Source organism: Kribbella kalugense, assembly GCF_004365875.1.
In the GTDB taxonomy this organism is placed as follows: domain Bacteria; phylum Actinomycetota; class Actinomycetes; order Propionibacteriales; family Kribbellaceae; genus Kribbella; species Kribbella kalugense.
Window position 1 is genome coordinate 876611 of record NZ_SODF01000002.1, and the last position, 17861, is coordinate 894471.

Consider the following 17861-nt stretch of genomic DNA (forward strand, 5'->3'; position numbering starts at 1 on the left):
AGGATAGTTTCTGCTGATCTACTTCCGGGGTTAGGTTTTCCCATCCGCCCGGGAGTACCAGTGGATCTCACGCGCCGCCGCCTGCTGTCTTTTGTCCCCGCGACCGCCCTGCTGACCGCGGTCAGACCTGCGCCAGCCGCAATGGCAGCAGTGGACGCCGACCCTAGTCAGCTGCTGGCCAATGCGATTGCGATTTACGCCGGTACGGCGGAGTCCAACGTGCGGCCCGAGGTCGCGGCCAAGGTTGCCTCGATCGACAGCACCGCGCGTACCTGGCTGGCCGCGCTCGACCGGGCCGGCGCCGGCGAGCTGTTCGCCGGCCTCCCCCTCGGGACCAGCGATCCGAATCTCAGTTCGTCGTACCAGCACCTCTACGAGATCGCCCTCGCGTTCCGCCGGCCCGGGCCGGCGTCGGACCTGCAGGGCAACGAGCAGGTGCGCGCCCGGATCGCGGAGAAGCTCGTCTGGCTGCACGAGAACTACTACGGCGACCAGTCGAAGGGGTACTACGGCAACTGGTTCACCTGGGAGATCGGCATCTCGACGTTCGTGTCGAAGACGCTCATGCTGATCGACGCCGACGCTGTCCTGATCACGCAGTACGTCGCTTCGATGGACGCCTACCTCCGCAACGGGAAGGACGGCGACGTCGATCTCGACTCGCGGTTCCACACCGGCGCGAACCTGGTCGACATCACGTCGAACCGGGTCCTTCAGGGTGCGCTGCTCAACGACGACGCGCGGATCCGGAAGGCGCTGACCGACCAGTTCACGGTCTTCGCGACGGTCGACCCGTACAACCTGCAGCACGGTGTCACGGACGGGTACTACGCGGACGGTTCGTTCATCCAGCACGCGTCGGTCGCGTACACGGGTTCGTACGGAAAGGCCCTGCTCAGCAGGGTCCTTCAGACGATCAAGGTGCTCGCCGGGACGGAGTACGCGCAGAGCGACGACCTGGTCGGGGTGGTGCAGGGCTGGGTCGAGCACGGGTTCGCGCCGTTGATCTTCGAGGGCTGGATGATGGAGACCGTCAAGGGTCGCGCGGTGTCCCGGACGGCGACCGGGTACGACGACGTGGCAGTCGTCGTCGAGGCGATCGTCGACCTGGCCGACTACGCAGTCGCGGCGGATGCGACGCGTTTGAAGGCCTTTGCGAAGTTCACGGCACGGCCGACGATCAACGTGAACAGCTTCGTCTCGCCGGTGAGCATCGGCCGGTTCGCGGACCTCAAGGCGGACGCGTCGATCGTCCCGGCGGATCTGAACCCGGCGGCGAGTACGACGGCGTTCAACGCGATGGACCGCACCGTGCATCGACGGCCCGGGTACGCGTTCGCGCTGGCGCGGAACTCGGAGCGGATCAGCAAGTACGAGTACATGAGCGGCGAGAACCTGATGCCGTGGTTCCAGGGCGACGGCGCGCACTACCTCTACCTGGCCGGCCAGGACCAGACGCAGTCGTTCGGCATCGACTACTTCACCGCGGTGTCGCCGTACGCGCTGGCAGGTGTGACGGCGCCGGTCGAGACCCGGAAGACGGTCCCGGAGCTCTACGGGACGCAGTACTACGACAATCCGCCGAGGTTCACCGCGTCGTCGGAAGACCAGAACACCTATGTCTACTTCCCGACCGGGGCCAACGTGCACTCCGGTGGCGCGACCCTCGACGCGTACGGCGCGGTCGGGTGGGTGCAGTCGGACGACTTCGCGTACGCGTCGCGCGCGAGCCTCCCCGACGACTTCGTGGTCTATCGGAACGCGTCGGCGACCAAGTCGTGGTTCCTCCTTGACGACGAGATCGTCGTACTCGCGGCCGGCGTCGGCGACGCGACCCGCGCCGTGACGACGACCCTCGACACTCGCATCGCCGGCGCTGGTGACGCGGTGGCCGTGACCGGCGTACGACGAGATGGGCGCGACTGGAGCGGCGCCGGAGCGGTCGATCCGCGCTGGCTGCGCTACGCCGACGGTCACGTGTCGGTCGGCTACCACTTCCTCCAGCCGACCACGCTGTCCGTCGACCTGCAGACAGTCATCCGAAGCCGTCGGGTGGTACGAACGTCGAACCCGGACACCGCCGTGACCAAACAGGTCTTCGGCCTGACCGTCAGCCAGGCCGCCGGCGCGACACGGTCACTGGCGTACGCATTGGTGCCTAACGCAACGGAATCCACACTGCGGTCGTACCAGCACGGCCGGATCGCCCTGCTGTCCAACACATCCAAGCTGCAGGCAATCCAGCATCTCGGCCTACGACTGACGGCCGCGAACACCTTCACATCCGGCGCACACAATCTGCCCGGGCTGACGATCGACGGGCCTGCTTCGGTTATCGTCCAGCGGAAGTCGAGTGGTGTCACGGTCGCCGTGTCGGATCCGACGACACGGCGGGACACGATCACCGTCAACCTGTGGGCGCAGTACCTGCGGGCAGCGACTCCGGTGCCCGGGGTTCAGGTGACGCGCACGATCACCGGGACGCGGCTGACGTTCACGACGCGGCAGCTTTACGGGAAGAGTCTGGCGGTCAAGCTTCTTCCAGCTTGGTGATCAGGGTCTGCATGGTGGCGAGCGTCGTACGAAGGTCGTCGAGGTCGACGGCCTTGCTGAGCTCGGTGGTCCACGGGTGCTGGGCGACCGCGATCTGACGGATCGCCCAGTGGCCGGCCTCGGTACAGGCGAGCAGTTTGGCGCGGCGGTGGGCCGGGTTCGGGCGGTACTCCGCGAGGCCGCGTTCGACCAGCAGGTCCGCGATCCGCTGCACGCCTTGCCGGCTGACGCCCATGATCCGCCCGACGTCGGCGACCGACCTAGGCTCGTCCAGTACGCCGCCGAGCACCTGCCACCACGCTGCCGTCAGACCGCCGTGCGCGGCGAGGCCCTGAGCGGCCTCCATCAGACGCGCGTTCAGCCGGAAGGTGGCGAGGACGACATCCGTCAACACCGCACCACCCTCCGACTGCTTGTCAGCCTTCGGCCACTTCTCCCGCGGTGGAACCGTCATCCGACCATCATCCGGTACGCCGGACGGCCGCCGCATGACCGTCATCGGGTACGCCGCGTTGTCGTCATCGGATAGCGGACCGAGGCCGCGCGATCGTCAGCCGACCAGCTGGGCGTAGGCCGCTGGGTCGGCGCGGTGGAAGACGCCCTCGTACGCATCCAGCTTCCGCTCGTCCGCGAGCTCGAGTCGCCGCAACACCGCCGCCGCGAACTGCACCGGCGAATCCGGCCCCGCCGTCACCACATCCCCACCAACAACCGCTCGCTCATCGACGTAGTTGCCAACGCCGTCGTACCCCGTCGCCTGCAGGTACTCCTTCGCCGCACTCGTGTGCTTCCGCTCGTCCAGCAACCCAGCCCGAGCCAGCCCCGCCGTCGCGCCACAGATCGCCGCCACCGGCACCGACGCCTCGAGGAACCGCGCCGCCAACTTCGCGAACGCATCCCCACCACCCGTATCCCAATGCGCCGACCCTGCCAGCACCAGCAGATCCCCCGCATCCGGCTCAACGTCCGCGATCGTCACATCCGGCACGACCCGCAGCCCGCCCATGGTCACCACCGGCTCCAACGACTCCCCCACCGTCACCACAGTCCACGGCACCCCGGTAAACCGCCCGGTCCGCAACTCCACGACCAGGTGCCCGATCTCCCAGTCCGCCAACGTCTCGTACATCCCCACATAAGCTGTCCTCATAGACAACATCCTGTCATAACGACAACATGCTGTCAAGAAGCCGCCGCTTGCGTAAGGACAGGAGGTGTCGGCTGCCGACTAGTACACCTGAGCGTCGTCGGGTCCGTGCGTACGGCGTATCGCGGGTGTACTACCTGTCCTTACGCAACAGCAAAACCACGTGCTGAGGGGATCGCGGGCTGGGAGGGTGGGGGGATGGGTGTGCGAGAGCTGGGGCTGGATGACTGGGTTGGGTTGTGGCCGTTGGTTGAGGGGTTTGGGACTGAGTTTTCGGAGGTGGAGTCGCGGGGGTTCTTCGAGGAGTTGGTGGGGGATCCGCGGTGGGTGGCCTTTGGGTACGACGACGGTGGTGAGCTGATCGGGTACGCCGCGGTGCAGAACTACGGGACGCATCTTCGGGCCGGGCGGAAGCACCACGCGCGGCTGCATGATCTGTACGTGCTGCCGGATCGGCGGCGTGGTGGGGTCGGGCGGGACTTGATGGTGGCGGTGGCTGAGTGGGCGTCTACTCGGGTGCGGTATCTCGAGTGGCAGGCGCATCACGAGCGGGCCGCGCCGTTCTACGAGCGGCTGGGGTATCGCGGCGAGCCGTGTCCGCAGCCGGACTACCCGACCTTCGAGATCGAGTTCGCCAAGTAGTCGCGGATCTGGGCGGCGACGGCGTCGGCCGGGTTGGTCGTGGTGTTGACGACCAGGTTGGCGGCGGCAGTTAGCCACGGGCGCGCGGTCAGGTAGCGGTCGACGTGTTCGTGGCGCCAGGGGCGGATATCGACGCCGTCCGGGTCGCCGTCGATGCGGGTGTGCAGGGAGTCCGCGTCGGCGTCGAGTACGACGTGAATGAGGTCGTGACCACGAGAACGCAGGCCGGACTCGAGCTCCTGCCAGTACGACTCGACCAGAACCGTCTGAACCGCGATCACGTCGTGCCCGGTGAAGCGGATGATCTCGTCCATGACGATCGGGACCAGCGTTCGCCACGGCAGGAGTTGCTGGAAGTCGGTGAACTGCTGGTCTTGGAGGTTCGCGCGCAGCAGGTAGCCGACGTGCTCGGGGTCGAAGAGGCGCGCGCCTTCGAGCAGGTTGACGAGGTTGCCGGCCGTCGTGGTCTTGCCTGCGCCGAAGGTTCCGTTGATCCAGATCACCGTCACGTTGCAGTACGACGCTCCGCCGCGACCACTGGTTCGAGCCGAAGCAACGTGAGCCCAGCGACCGCCGTCGCCGCGGCCGCAAGCACGAGCGCATGGCGGACGTCGATCGCGGCGAGCAGATTCGTCGACGCGATTAACGGCACGGTCTGGACCAGCGATAGCAGCGACTGCAACCGAGTCAGGTGCGATCGCGGCGTACTGCGGACAAACACCGGAGCCAGGTGCGATGTAAAGAGCCCAACGCCGACGCCCTGCACAAGAGTGGCACCGACCGCCATCGGGACGGACACCGAGAAAGCAAGCCCCGAGATTCCGCAAGCGGCCAGAAGGCAGCCCAGTCCACCGGTCAACCCCGCGCGATCGAACGTGCCGAAACGGGCGACCAGGATCGTCACGAGCAGCCCACCAGCCACACTCCCACCCACGACGAAGCCCGCCTGATTCGCCGCCCAGCCGTGGGAACGCGCGAGCAACGGCACGCACAACGACGTGACCGGCAGGACAAAGGCTGCGACCAACGCGACCACGCTCAGCACCATCCGCAGTACCGGATCCCCGACCGCGACCCGCAGACCGTCCAGAGCCTCACGCACCACGGATCGCCGATCACGTTGCGGAGTCACGTCGTACGGCGGTCTGAGCATCAGCAGTACGACGAACTGGACGGCGAACGTCAGCCCGTCGAGCACGAGCGCCCCGACCAGCCCGACGACCGCGACCAGCAGCCCGCTGAGTGGACCGCCGGCGAGGGTGATGAGCTGGGTGGCCGACGTACGCAACGCCATTGCCCTGGGCAACTGATCGTCGGGAACGAACAGTCGCGGCAGCACGCCCGCAGCCGGAAGCGCGAACGCATCGACCGTCCCGACCGCGACTGCCGTAGTCAGCAGCAGACCGGCCGAGACTCCACGGATCCCAACCGCGGCCGCCAGGAGGAAGCAGCACGTGCCGACGATCGCGCTGCAGACGAGCAGCAGTCGGCGCGGGCCGATGCGATCGCCGAGGACACCGCCGAGCAGGAGGAGTACGGCGCGCGGCAGGGTGAACCCGGTCAGCACCAGCGCCGCGACGTGCGGGCCGATGCCCGTCGCCGCCCAACCGAGCGCGAAGAACAGCGCGGTGTCGCCGAGGACCGAGAGTGTGGAGCCTGCCAGCCAGCCGTAGTACGCCCGATTCACCCGTCCAGCCGGACAGGCATGACGAGCGTGGTGAACGTGCCCTGATCGGCCGACCGTACGACGACCGGCCGGCTCGGCTCGCAGATCTCGAGCAGTACGTCCGGCCCGACACTCGCCTCCAGCACGCCGGCGAGCAGACTCGCGGTGAACCCGATCCGCACCGAACCGGACCCGATCGCGTCGAGCTTCACCTCGTCCCCGATCCGCAGCCCGTCCGGATCGATGTCAAAGGCAACAACATCCCGTCCGACCAGCACCTCGAGCAGCCCGACCCGATCGACGACCACCCGGCACACCGGCGGCGTCAACCCGTCGAGGATCTGCTGGTACGCCGGATACTCCGCAGCAACCACCGCCAGCTCACGCGACTCGTCTCCCCGCACGAACGTGAGCGACCCACCTAGTTCCACCCGTACGACGTCGCCGGCCGCAGCCCACCTGGTAATCCCCGCGAGCTCGTCCGCCCGAACCAGCACCTGCCCGCCGGCCCCGCCAAACTCCACCGGCCGAACCGAACGCACCGCCAACCGATACCTGTCCGTCGCCACGAACGTGAGCTCGTCAGCCGCCAACTCGATCAGCACACACCCCAACTCTGAGGGGTCGGAGGCTGCCGCAGGTGCGACCTGGCGGATCGCGCTGGCCAGCTCGGGCCCGCCAAGTACGGCGGTGGTCTGGTGGGAGAGGAGTTGGGTCAGCAGGCGGGTGGCAGCGGACCGGGTCGCGGTCGACTTGGCTTCCAGCGTGCGGAGGTGCGCGCGGACCAGGTCCGCCACCTCGGCCGGCTCGGCGTCCAGAGCCAGGCGGACCTCTGGGAGCGGGAGGTCGATCTCGCGGAGATCGCGGAGCAGGCGGGCCCGGGTCTGCTGCGACCTGTCGTAGTACCGATAGCCGTTGGTCGCGTCGACCTCGGCCGGCGGCAGCAGACCACAATCGTCGTAGAACCGCAGGGCACTCGGCGCCAGCCCAACAAGCCGGGCGAACTCACTGATCGTCAACCTCATACGCCCGACCCTGATCCCTCCACCAACTCGAAGGTCAACTCACCTTTCCGGAAGGAAACAGCCGCCAGGCGGCGAAAAGGTTCCGGAAAGGTCAACTGCGGAGCCGGCCCCACAGGCTGAGGGTCTTGCCGAAGCGCTCGCCCCGGATCCAGTCCAGGATGCTCTTCGCGGACCGCTCCGGCGCGACGTCCCCACGGACCGACCGCGGTACGTGCTTGCGGATCTCCGCCGCGTCCGCGAGCGCCTCCTCGATGTCCGCCTCCGGCCAACCCCGTCCGGCCAGCCGTTTCCGCCGTACCGCGTCCGGACAGTCCAGATGCAGCCAGCGTCCCTCCGGCAGCTCCGTCGGCAGCAGCGGAGACAACAGCAGCACCGGGATCCCGGACCGTCTGATCAGCTCCGTGATCCGCAACCACAGCGCGTTGTACGCCGGCCAGATCGGTGCAGCTGTCGGACTGGCGATGTCGATCTCGAGCAGCCGGCCGTTGTCGTCCAGCAGCTCGTCCATGTCCATCACAACCAGGTTCCACGGACTCAGCCGCACCAACTCAGGCACGACGGTCGACTTCCCCGACCCGGGCGCCCCCGTCACCACGAACAACCTCGTCACAGGACTAGTGTCGCGCGAGTGGTGTCGCTTGAGCGATGGTGGCGTCCAGGTGCGTGCATCGGGGTGCTTGAGGGGCGTCCTCGATGCGGAGCATCGTGGGCGCTCCTCAAGTGCCGCGAGGTGCGTGCCTGGGCGTCACCAGCGCCAAGCGTCACCACTCGCGCGACACTCAGTGCGGTCATTGCACCAGTAGGCGCACTGGTGGTCTTGGCTCGCCCGAAATCATCGGTAGTCCGCTCAGCCCTGGTGTGACCGAGCCGAGCACGCTGGAGTGCCCTGCGCCGGTGCAGCTCGGCACTGTGCCGCCGAGGCCGTGCACCGTGAGGAATCCGAGTACGGCGAACGTGTACGCCTCCTTCGCCGCTGACGGCATCCCCAGCTCATCTGTGGTCCGGACCGGAATCTCCAGCTCGTCCGCGAGCAGGTGCATCAGCACCGGGTTCCGGATCCCGCCGCCCGATGCGACCACCTCGGTCCCGCCGTACCGCCGTACCGCGTCGGCGACCGTCCGGGCGGTCAGCGTGGTCACCGTCGCGACCAGGTCCTCCGCAGGGATCTCCGGCAGCCCCTCCATCGCCTTGGCCAGGTACGCCAGGTGGAAGAGCTCCTTCCCGGTCGACTTCGGCGCCGGCCGCGCGTAGTACGGCTCCGCCAGCAATCGCTCGAGCAACTCCTCATGCACCTGGCCCCGCGCCGCCATCACACCCTCGGCGTCGAACGGCCGCCCGGTCAGCTCAGCAACCACCGCGTCGATCAGCGCATTCGCCGGACCGGTGTCGAAGGCAACCGGTTCGCCGTGGACGACCGTGATGTTCGCGATCCCACCAAGATTCAGAGCCACGGGTACGCCGGGACGCCCCCGCAACCACAGCACGTCGAGGATGCTGACCAGCGGCGCACCCTGCCCACCCGCCGCGACGTCCCGCGCCCGCAGATCCGACACCACCGAAACGCCGGTCGCCTCCGCGATCCAGGCCGGCTGCCCGAGCTGGAGCGTCCCGCGCACCGACCCGTCGTCGACCCAATGGAACAGCGTCTGCCCGTGCGACACGATCAGGTCGGCGTACCCGCCGCACAACTGCTCCACCGCTTGCCGGGCCACCGCGGCGAACGCCTGCCCGATCCCGGTGTCGAGCCGGCACACCTCCTCCATCGTCGTCGATGCCGGCGGCAACGAGGCCGCGATCGCGGCCCGCAACTCCTCCGGGTACGGCTGGCTCAGCATGCCCAGCGGCGTCAGTACCAGCTCGTCGCCGTCCAGCCGCAGGTCCGCGGCGGCGGCGTCGATCGCGTCGTACGACGTCCCGGACATCAGCCCGATCACTCGCATATCAACTCCCGTCGATGGCGTCGCAGCGTCCATCTTCATCCATGACGCGGCCACCCGCGACCCCGGCCGATGCAACCTTCGACACAGCACCGGTGTCTATCTGACTACGAGAACGATCACCGAGGAGGGGTGGATGGTCACGCGGGGTGATGACTTCGACGATTTCGTCCGCGGGAGTTCGACACGGTTGATGCGGACCGCCGTACTGCTCGTCGGCGACCCGGCCGCGGCCGAGGACCTGGTCCAGGAGATGTACGAGCGGATCTATGTCCACTGGCGGCGGATCCACAGCGCGCCGGACGCGTACGCCCGCAAGACCCTCGCCAACCTGGCCGCCAACCGATGGCGCAGTAAGGGCCGCAAGCCCGAGGTCGCGCTCGCCGACCACGACCGGCCGACCCCGGACGGGTCGGAGGACCACGCGGTCCGCGACCAGCTGATCACCGCCCTGCAGGAGCTCCCGCCGCGGCAGCGCGCCGTGATCGTCCTTCGGTACTACGAGGACCTGAGCGAAGCCCAGACCGCCGAAGCGCTCGGATGCTCGCTCGGCACCGTGAAGAGCCAGGCGTCCCGTGCCCTGGACCGGCTCCGCCTCATCACCGAACCCGCCATCCTGGAAGGACTGCGATGACCGAGACCGAACTCAAGCAGCGGCTGAGCGCCGATGTGGACGGCGTACAGGCGCCTCCCGACATGCTCGACCGGGCGCGGGCCGGCGGCGCGCGTCGGCTCCGGCGCCGCCGGTTCATCGCTGCTGGCGCGATCGCACTGACCACGGTCGCCGTTGGCGGGGTCGCGATCACCGCACCGACCCTCCTGAACCACCTGTCCGAACCACCGGCCGCGTCGACGCCCGGCCAGGGTGACCCGTACGCGTTCCTGATGAACGGTCCGACCCGTGGCGACCTGGCCGGCGACAAGGCGTACCTCGATCAGGTGCTGGCGGCCTGGCGGAGTTCGCACGCCACGTCGATCAACCACAGCCGCGGCATCTTCAACCACCTGCAGAACGACGCGATGGTCGCCTGGGCCGGCAACACGCCGGGCGGCCGGGCCGCGATCGTGGTCGAGAACTCCGATCTCCGCAACCACTCGGACGTGCAGCTGTACCACGAAGGCATCGCGGCCTTGGTCGGGTACGTCGGCGACGACAAGGACGGGAAGCCCGTCGTCATCGGCGACGACTACCCGGTCCCGGGCGCGCAGCAGCAGATCGGTTTCGTCGTCGAGAAGAACGACACCAAGGCACTCGTCGTCGTGCAACTGCCCGACCAGCCGATCGGCTGGTCGAAGGGGCGCACGTACGGAGCCGACGGTTCGGTCAAGCAGACGTTCACCCCGCTGACGTTCCGCGACCGGGTCAGCGTCGTACAACTTCCGTCCGGCCAGAAGCTCGGCGACCTGCGGCTCAACCGGATGCCGGGCACGGCCTTCTCGTACCTGTCGATCGTCAACGGCGACATCAACGCCGCGCCGCCCGAATCGACCGGCGACCAACGGCTGTGGGGAGATTTCGCGCCGGACGCCGACACCCTCTGGCCGATGACCAACGCCGGCGACCGGCTGCGGAAGGCGGCGAACGACGTGTTCAACGACACGGTCGGGAAGGTCAGCGACCCGAACGCGAACGGGGTCGCGATGTCGATCTGGACCGGGTACGGCGTGACCGCGAGCGGGACCTCGGTCTACCTCGGGGAGCAGTCGCTCGACGCCGACCCGACCCACGTCTACGCCGTACTCAAGCCGAAGTCCGGAAAGGCGCGGATCGTCAACGGCGGCGTACCGGACAAGGCCGCCGTACTGCCCGTCTCGATCAAGCTGCCCGACAGCCAGGGCTGGGCGGTCGCCCGCAAGGACGCGCAGCTGTCCTACCGGTACGACGGTGGCGCGTGGAGCGCAGCGCGGTCGAACGCGCTCCTGGTGCCGGCCGGCGCGAAGGCCGAGGTGCGGGTCGAGAGCGGCGGCAAGACGGACGTCGTACCGTTGCAGTGAACCCTTGACACCGGGTTTTCATCGATCGATGATCGGTGTCGCTATACCGGTTTATCTCTTGTCGCCGCCTGGGCTCTTGTGCAGGCGGCGACGGGTACTTAACCGATATAGCGACACCGCCCCATCTTTGACGAGGAGTCGATCGGATGAGTTCACAGCTCATGAAGCGAAGGACCCTGTTGTCAGCCCTGGCCGCCGGAACCGCCGCGGTCGCCACTGGCGCCACGCTGCCCGCCGAGGCCGCCGTGAAGTGCCGCCGGGCGCAGAAGACCGGCCCGGTCACCGTCGCGTACGTCGAAGTCAACGACCACAGCATGCTGAGCGCCGGCAAGTACACCCTGGCGAACGGCGGCGCACAGGTGATCGACGTGGCGGCGATCTTCGCCGCGAACATCAACTACGACGGCACGAAGGCGTACCTGTCCTTCAACCAGCAGGTGCAGAGCGTGCTCGACAACGTCGCCACCCAGGTCCGCCCGCTGCAGCAGAAGGGCATCAAGGTGGTGCTGTCGATCCTCGGCAACCACCAGGGCGCCGGCTTCGCGAACTTCCCGACCCAGGCCGCCGCCGACGCGTTCGCTCAGGAGCTCGCCGACGCGGTCAACCAGTACGGCCTGGACGGCATCGACTTCGACGACGAATACGCGGAGTACGGCAACAACGGCACCGGCCAGCCGAACGACTTCTCGTTTGTCTACCTGGTCCAGGCGCTCCGCGCCAAGCTTCCGAACAAGCTGATCACGCTCTACGACATCGGCCCGGCCGCGGACCGCCTGACCTACAACGGCCAGAGCATCGCCGAGACCTTCAACTACGCCTGGAACCCGTACTACGGCACCTGGGGCGTCCCCAGCGGCCCAAGCGAGAAGTCCCGCCTCTCACCGGCCGCCATCTCCTACACCGACACCAGCTCCAGTACGGCGGCCAGCCTCGCCCAACGCACCGTCGACGAAGGCTACGGCGTCTTCCTCACCTACAACCTCACCGAATCCGACACCTCGTCCTACATGACCGCCTTCACCCAAAAGCTCTACGGCAGCGCCACCGTCTACACGCCCTAGAGCTCGTACTCCCAGCCTGGCTGCCAGTTGAACGGCGAGACGATCAGGTCCTCCAGCGGAGCGCGACTGCCCAGGAGGTGCTCGAAGGCCCATCGGTTCGCCGAGTGCGCGACTACGAGCACCACCTGGCCGTCGTACCAGCGTTTGAGGTCTTCTAGGAATGAGCGGGTCAGTTCGACGACGTCGAAGTAGCTTTGGCCTCCGGGGAAAGGTTTGCGGACGCGTTCGACCCGTGGGTCGAGCGCGTCCACGGGGGCGCCGTTCAGGGTGCCGTAGTTGCATTCGCGGAGGCGCCAGTCCTGGAGATGCGGGACGGTCAGGCCGGACAGCTCGACGGTCTGGACCGCTCGGCGGAGGTCCGAGCTGAAGACGACGTCGACGTCCTGCCGTCTCGGCCCGATCTCGGCCGCCAGCCGGCGACCCTCTTCGGACAGGTCACCCGGCAGCCAGCCGGTCGCGATGCCGCGTTCGTTGTCGACCGTGATCGAGTGCGTCTCGTAAATCAGCTTCATACCTCACACTCAATCTCACTTTGCCTTCGTTACCGGCGGGTATATACTCAAGTTACTCGTGAGTACGACGCTTAGGGGAACCCTGTGAGTCACTACAAGTCGAATCTGCGGGACATCGAGTTCAACCTGCTCGAGGTACTGGGCCGGGGCGAGGTGCTCGGTCAGGGCCCGTACGCCGACATGGACGTCGATACCGCCCGCGAGGTGCTCGCGGAGATCGACCGGCTGGCCAAGCACGAGCTGGCCGAGTCCTTCGCGGAGGCCGACCGGAACCCGCCGGTCTTCGACCCGGAGGCGCACGAGGTCCGGATGCCCGAGGCGTTCAAGAAGAGCTACCACGCCTACATGGACGCCGAGTGGTTCAAGCTCGAGCTGCCCGCCGAGTTGGGCGGTCAGCCGACCCCGCCGTCGCTGCGCTGGGCCGCCGCCGAGCTGGTCCTGGGCGCCAACCCGCCGGTGCACATGTACGCCGCCGGCCCGAACTTCGCGCACGTCCTCTGGCGCAACGGCATCGAGCGGGACCAGAAGATCGCGCACCACATCATCGAGCGCGGCTGGGGCGCCACCATGGTGCTGACCGAGCCGGACGCCGGCTCCGACGTCGGCGCCGGTCGCACGAAGGCCACGCTGCAGGAAGACGGCAGCTGGCACATCGAGGGCGTCAAGCGGTTCATCACCTCGGGCGAGCACGACATGACCGAGAACATCATCCACCTGGTGCTGGCTCGGCCGCAGGGCATCGACGGTGTCGGTGGTCCGGGTACGAAGGGCCTGAGCCTGTTCGTGGTCCCGAAGTACGACTTCGACCTCGAGACCGGTGAGCTGACCGGCGAGCGCAACGGCGCCTTCGTCACGAACGTCGAGAAGAAGATGGGCATCAAGGTCTCGACCACCTGCGAGATCACCTTCGGCGACGGCGTACCCGCGAAGGGCTGGCTGCTCGGCGAGGTGCACGACGGCATCGCGCAGATGTTCCAGGTGATCGAGTACGCGCGGATGATGGTCGGCACCAAGGCGATCGCCACCCTGTCCACCGGCTACCTGAACGCGCTCGAGTACGCGAAGGAGCGGGTCCAGGGCGCCGACATGACCCAGCCGGCCAAGGACGCGCCGCGGGTCACGATCACCCACCACCCCGACGTACGCCGGTCGCTCTTGACGCAGAAGGCGTACGCCGAGGCGCTGCGGGCGCTCGTCCTCTTCACGGCGACGTACCAGGACCGGGCCGAGCAGGCGCGGTACGCCGGTGAGCACGACACGCTTGCCGAAGGCGTCAACGATCTGCTGCTGCCGCTGGTCAAGGGCTACGGCTCGGAGAAGTCGTGGACGCTGCTCGGCACCGAGTCGCTGCAGACGTTCGGCGGATCCGGCTTCCTGCAGGACTACCCGATCGAGCAGTACGTGCGGGATGCCAAGATCGACACGCTCTACGAGGGCACGACGGCCATCCAGGGGCAGGACCTGTTCTTCCGGAAGATCATCAAGGACCAGGGCAAGGCGCTGGGCCATCTGGCCGAGCAGGTCCAGGCGTTCGTCGCTTCCGAGGCAGGCAACGGCCGGCTGAAGGAGGAGCGCGGACTGCTCGCCAAGGGCCTCGAGGACACCCAGAAGATCCTGGGCATCATGGGGCAGGCCCTGATGGCCAGCAACCCGCAGGCGGAGAACGGCGACCCGCGCAACGTCTACAAGGTCGGCCTGAACACCTCGCGGCTGCTGTTCGTCCTCGGCGACGTGGTCTGCTCGTGGCTGATGCTCCGCCAGGCCGAGGTCGCGCTGGACCGGCTGGGCGGCGAGCTTTCCCCTGCTGACCAGGACTTTTACACCGGCAAGGTGGCGGCGGCCCAGTGGTTCGTCCGCAGCACGATGCCGTCGGTCCGGGCCGAGCGGGTCAAGGCTGAGCTCACCGATCTCGACGTGATGGACCTGCCCGAGTCGGCCTTCTGAGCACCTCCGGCTCGGGCGCTTGCGCGGCCCGAGCCGGGGGCTCCAACCCAGAGCAGATCAGTTCGGGGCAGATTGATCTGCCCCGGGATGCCCCGCGATCTGCCCTGTTGTAACGCGGGGTAATGAGGCAACGTTTCTGCCCTGCAACACCGTGACCCTGGCTTGGTCTCCCCTGTCCTAGCCAGGGTCGCGCCAATTCCGGAACCAACCAACGGGATCCCGCGTCCGTGTGAATGTGCCCAAGTCCGGTCGTCGTAGGCTGTCCGCGATGTCCGCCCGACTCCTCGCAGCCCTCGCCGCAACGCTGGCCTTCCTGCCGACGCTCCCGGCGCAGGCCGACACCCCTGAGCTGCCCGATCGCATCGCCGCGGCCTGGCGGACCGATCACCTCTCCGTCGATGACCGGCTCAAGGCAACGATCCCGGCCGCCGAGCTGGACCGGATCCGCACCGCGATGCGCACCGCCGGTCTCCCGGTGTACGTGGCTTTGGTGCCACAGTCGCCGTACATCCGGAAGAGCGGGTACGACCTGCCGACGCTGCTGCACGCGCGGATCGGCCAGCCCGGGGTGTACGTCGTCGCGGTCGTGTACGACACCTCCTGGTCGAACAATGCCGAGCTGTTCCGGCCGGCGGGGCTCCGTGGCCGCGAGCTCTCCAGCGTCGAGGCGGATGACAAGCAAGACTCGGACGTGGTCAGCGACCGTCCGGCGCCGCGGATCGTCCGTACGATCCAGCAGGCCTCGACGGCGTACGACGGCCGTCCGCTTCCGCAGGTCGCGGCCGTCGACCTGGATCCGCCGCACAGCGACAGCGGTATGTCGGTGACCGACAAGGAGGACCGGTCCGCGTACATCGGGCTCGGGGTCGGTGCGCTGCTCGGGTTCGCGCTGACGCTGGTCATCGGGCTGCGGCGGCGCCGGAACCGTCCGTCGAAGCGGACCAAGCGTCAGTCCACCGACGGGCCGCCGATCGAGGCGTGGGACGTCCAGCTCAAGGCGGACGACAAGATCAAGCAGGCCGAGCGGGCCCTCGCGCGACTCGACAAGCGCGGCGGCAAGTCGACGCAGCAGCTGGACCGGCGCGATGACGCCTACCGCCGGCTGGACGCAGCGCGCACACTGCGGGCAGACCAGCCCGAGGATCTGCTCGCGGCGGCCGGTGCGCTCGTTCTCGCCCGGCAGGCCGAGCGCGTCGCATCTGGCGCGGCCTTGCAGCCGCCGTGCTTCTTCAACCCCACGCACAATCCCGGGACGACGACGGTCGACTGGGAGGACGAGGTCGAAGTACCCGCGTGCCAAAGCTGCGTGAGCGTCATCCGCCGTGGGCGGACGCCGATCGGTTTGCGGGTGTGGACCAAGTCCGGGCTGCTGGGTCACGATCGCAAGCAGGTGCCGTACTGGACGCTCGACCCGGAGGACAACCCGATGGTCGCGACCGGTTTCGGCGCGTTGTCCGACGACCTGCCGGAGCGGATCGCAGCGTGGAAGGACGAGGTCCGATGAGGCGACTCATCCTGTTGCTGATGGCAACTGCCTTCGCGTTGACCAGCACCGCCTGGGCGGCCACGCCGACGGATCCCCGGATCGCCGCCGCGGTTGCGGCCTGGGCGAAGCAGCCGCTGTACGTCGACCCCGACTTCGTCTCCATTGCCGATGGCAACGAGATGCTGCGGGTGATCTCGGCGGCGAAGGTGCCGGTCTACGTTGCCGTCGTACCGACCGGAGAGTGGTTCCCCGAGAAGGACGACACCACGCTGCTCGCTGGGCGGCTGGCCGCCGCCAACGGGAAGCCGGGCGTGTACGTCGTGATGGACGAATACGAGTCTCATGGCGTAGCGAACGAGCTCGCGGCGTATGCGCCGGACAGCACCTGGGCGGACAAGGAGGAAGCCCTGAGCAAGGAGCTCGCGGGCTACCTCGACGAGGTGAAGGTGGACTCGCGCTACCCGGCCGAGGCGGCCCGGACCGAGCCGAAGCCGCCGTACCCGGAGCCGTCGTACCCGGAGGACCGGTTCACCGTCGGCAAGGCGCTCGGGAACGGTTTCGGCGGCGGCATCCTCGGGCTGATCGGCGGCAGCATCCTCGCCGGAATCGTGCTGGCGGTGGCCGCGATCGTCGCCCACCGACGGAAAGGACAAGCGTGAGGATCCGGATTCTCCTGAGCGGCCTGGTGGCGGCCCTGTTGCTGCTGATCACGGTCCCCGCTGAAGCGAGCACACCGGCGGAGCGGGCGCGGGAGATCGCGACCGCTCTGACCAAGGATCCGCTGTACGTCGACCCGGCGTACAAGACGGCGCTGCCGGAGAAGCTGCGGGCCGACGTACGGACCAAGGCGAAGGCGCTCGGGTATCCGGTCTACTCGATCATCCTGCCGCTGACGCCGAGCGACGAGTTCCAGGGTGAGGAGAGCACAGTGCTCACCCTGGTGATGGACGCGATGCGCAAGCCGGGGCTGTACGTCGTGGTCGACGGCGGCGACCGGTTCCCGTGGTACGAGACGCAGAACCTGCCGCAGGTCAGTGAGACCAAGCTGGACGCGGCCCGGGAGCGTGCGCTGGACGACGCCGGGTACGACGCGGGGCCGACCGACGTACTCGCCCGGATGTATGAGCTGCTGGCCGCGCCGGGGATTCCTTCGACGACACCTCGACCGACGTCCAGCTCGGGCTCCCCGTCGGACTCTTCCAACGAGGACGAGGGTGGGCACGGTTGGGTCGTCGGGCTGTCGATCGCCGGCGGCTTGGTCGTACTGATCCTGTTGGGTCTGGTGATCGGTCTGCGACGGCGGGGCTCGGCGCCGCGGCGGGAGAAGGCGTTCCGGATTCCGCCGCACGTCGCGGCGACGGTCGCGGCTGAGCGGCGCCGGCGCTTGGCTCGTGACACGGCCGCGGAGCTGACGACACTCGGCTCGCAGCTGGCGGCGTTGCCCACGACTGACGGTCCGGGGCTGCAGCATCAACAGGCCGCGCTCGACGACCACGCGGCGGCCGGCAAGGTTCTCGACTCCTCCACCAAGCTGGTGGATCTCGTGGGTGCGATGGTGCTGCTGGACAAGGCGCGGCGTGAGTACGGCGTTGCGGCGGCGATCGCGGGCGGTCGTACGGCGGACGCCGTACCGGAGTTGTGTGCGTTCAACCCGCTGCACGGACGGTCGTCTGGCAAGCCGACCCAGGTTGAGGCGGACGGCACGACTCTGACGCTTCCGCTGTGCGTCGAGTGCCGCCGTGCGCTGAAGCGTGGCAATGCCCCGGCGTCGCTGCCCGGCGACGACGGGCCGTACTGGTACGAGGACACGCTCTGGGCGCGGACGTTCTACGGCACGACCGGCGACGACCTGGCCGGGGCTGTCTCTCGGGGCGAGCTGCACAGATGACCCGG

17 protein-coding genes are annotated in these 17861 nt (G+C 68.1%); 9 read left to right on the forward strand and 8 right to left on the reverse strand.

All coding sequences use genetic code 11. From position 1 onward, the window contains the following. Window positions 1–60 precede the first annotated feature (60 nt). Entirely contained in the window at window positions 61–2553 is a 2493-nt protein-coding gene (locus EV650_RS21860; RefSeq protein WP_134120896.1) for a polysaccharide lyase family 8 super-sandwich domain-containing protein, read from the forward strand. On the opposite strand, the gene EV650_RS21865 is transcribed toward EV650_RS21860, so the two are convergent. Both EV650_RS21865 and EV650_RS21870 read right to left on the reverse strand, forming a co-directional pair. Then, entirely contained in the window at window positions 2531–3007 is a 477-nt protein-coding gene (locus EV650_RS21865; protein WP_134120897.1) for a MarR family winged helix-turn-helix transcriptional regulator, read from the reverse strand. The two genes, EV650_RS21860 and EV650_RS21865, sit on opposite strands and share 23 nt — an antisense overlap. A gap of 96 nt (window positions 3008–3103) precedes the next feature. Further along, complete coding sequence (locus EV650_RS21870; RefSeq protein ID WP_202874807.1) at window positions 3104–3703, reverse strand: DJ-1/PfpI family protein; 600 nt, start codon at window positions 3701–3703, stop codon at window positions 3104–3106. A gap of 276 nt (window positions 3704–3979) precedes the next feature. On the opposite strand from EV650_RS21870, the gene EV650_RS21875 reads away from it, so the two are divergent. Continuing rightward, a complete protein-coding gene (locus EV650_RS21875; RefSeq protein ID WP_238174368.1) occupies window positions 3980–4342 on the forward strand; it encodes a GNAT family N-acetyltransferase in 363 nt (120 codons plus the stop codon). Here the strand turns inward: EV650_RS21875 and EV650_RS21880 are convergent. The 5 genes from EV650_RS21880 to EV650_RS21900 form a co-directional block, all read right to left on the reverse strand. Next, window positions 4309–4851 carry an AAA family ATPase gene (locus tag EV650_RS21880; protein ID WP_134120900.1) on the reverse strand — a complete coding sequence of 181 codons (543 nt, stop codon included), beginning with the start codon at window positions 4849–4851 and terminating at the stop codon, window positions 4309–4311. The two genes, EV650_RS21875 and EV650_RS21880, sit on opposite strands and share 34 nt — an antisense overlap. Continuing rightward, entirely contained in the window at window positions 4848–6029 is a 1182-nt protein-coding gene (locus tag EV650_RS21885; RefSeq protein WP_166678234.1) for an MFS transporter, read from the reverse strand. The genes EV650_RS21880 and EV650_RS21885 overlap by 4 nt, the downstream gene beginning before the upstream one ends. After that, a complete protein-coding gene (locus EV650_RS21890; protein WP_134120902.1) occupies window positions 6026–7033 on the reverse strand; it encodes a DNA polymerase III subunit beta family protein in 1008 nt (335 codons plus the stop codon). The genes EV650_RS21885 and EV650_RS21890 overlap by 4 nt, the downstream gene beginning before the upstream one ends. A 91-nt stretch (window positions 7034–7124) precedes the next feature. Then, entirely contained in the window at window positions 7125–7643 is a 519-nt protein-coding gene (locus tag EV650_RS21895; RefSeq protein ID WP_238174369.1) for an AAA family ATPase, read from the reverse strand. 178 nt (window positions 7644–7821) lie between these two features. Beyond that, window positions 7822–8973 (reverse strand): anhydro-N-acetylmuramic acid kinase, encoded by a 1152-nt coding sequence (locus EV650_RS21900; RefSeq protein ID WP_134120903.1) that lies wholly within the window; start codon window positions 8971–8973, stop codon window positions 7822–7824. A 133-nt stretch (window positions 8974–9106) separates the two neighbouring features. On the opposite strand from EV650_RS21900, the gene EV650_RS21905 reads away from it, so the two are divergent. The 3 genes from EV650_RS21905 to EV650_RS21915 all read left to right on the forward strand — a co-directional run bounded on the left by EV650_RS21905 (window position 9107) and on the right by EV650_RS21915 (window position 12026). Further along, entirely contained in the window at window positions 9107–9604 is a 498-nt protein-coding gene (locus tag EV650_RS21905) for a SigE family RNA polymerase sigma factor (RefSeq protein ID WP_134120904.1), read from the forward strand. Beyond that, entirely contained in the window at window positions 9601–10965 is a 1365-nt protein-coding gene (locus EV650_RS21910) for a hypothetical protein (protein ID WP_134120905.1), read from the forward strand. The genes EV650_RS21905 and EV650_RS21910 overlap by 4 nt, the downstream gene beginning before the upstream one ends. 146 nt (window positions 10966–11111) lie before the next feature. Continuing rightward, window positions 11112–12026 (forward strand): endo-beta-N-acetylglucosaminidase H, encoded by a 915-nt coding sequence (locus EV650_RS21915; protein WP_134120906.1) that lies wholly within the window; start codon window positions 11112–11114, stop codon window positions 12024–12026. Here the strand turns inward: EV650_RS21915 and EV650_RS21920 are convergent. Next, a complete protein-coding gene (locus tag EV650_RS21920) occupies window positions 12023–12538 on the reverse strand; it encodes a histidine phosphatase family protein (RefSeq protein WP_134120907.1) in 516 nt (171 codons plus the stop codon). The genes EV650_RS21915 and EV650_RS21920 overlap by 4 nt on opposite strands. An 84-nt stretch (window positions 12539–12622) precedes the next feature. On the opposite strand from EV650_RS21920, the gene EV650_RS21925 reads away from it, so the two are divergent. The 4 genes from EV650_RS21925 to EV650_RS21940 all read left to right on the forward strand — a co-directional run bounded on the left by EV650_RS21925 (window position 12623) and on the right by EV650_RS21940 (window position 17856). Next, a complete protein-coding gene (locus EV650_RS21925) occupies window positions 12623–14482 on the forward strand; it encodes an acyl-CoA dehydrogenase (protein WP_134120908.1) in 1860 nt (619 codons plus the stop codon). 268 nt (window positions 14483–14750) lie between these two features. After that, window positions 14751–15986 carry a hypothetical protein gene (locus EV650_RS40420; protein WP_166678235.1) on the forward strand — a complete coding sequence of 412 codons (1236 nt, stop codon included), beginning with the start codon at window positions 14751–14753 and terminating at the stop codon, window positions 15984–15986. Then, window positions 15983–16627 (forward strand): hypothetical protein, encoded by a 645-nt coding sequence (locus tag EV650_RS21935; protein ID WP_134120909.1) that lies wholly within the window; start codon window positions 15983–15985, stop codon window positions 16625–16627. Before EV650_RS40420 ends, EV650_RS21935 begins: the two co-directional genes overlap by 4 nt. Continuing rightward, complete coding sequence (locus tag EV650_RS21940; RefSeq protein WP_134120910.1) at window positions 16624–17856, forward strand: hypothetical protein; 1233 nt, start codon at window positions 16624–16626, stop codon at window positions 17854–17856. Before EV650_RS21935 ends, EV650_RS21940 begins: the two co-directional genes overlap by 4 nt. Window positions 17857–17861 lie beyond the last annotated feature (5 nt).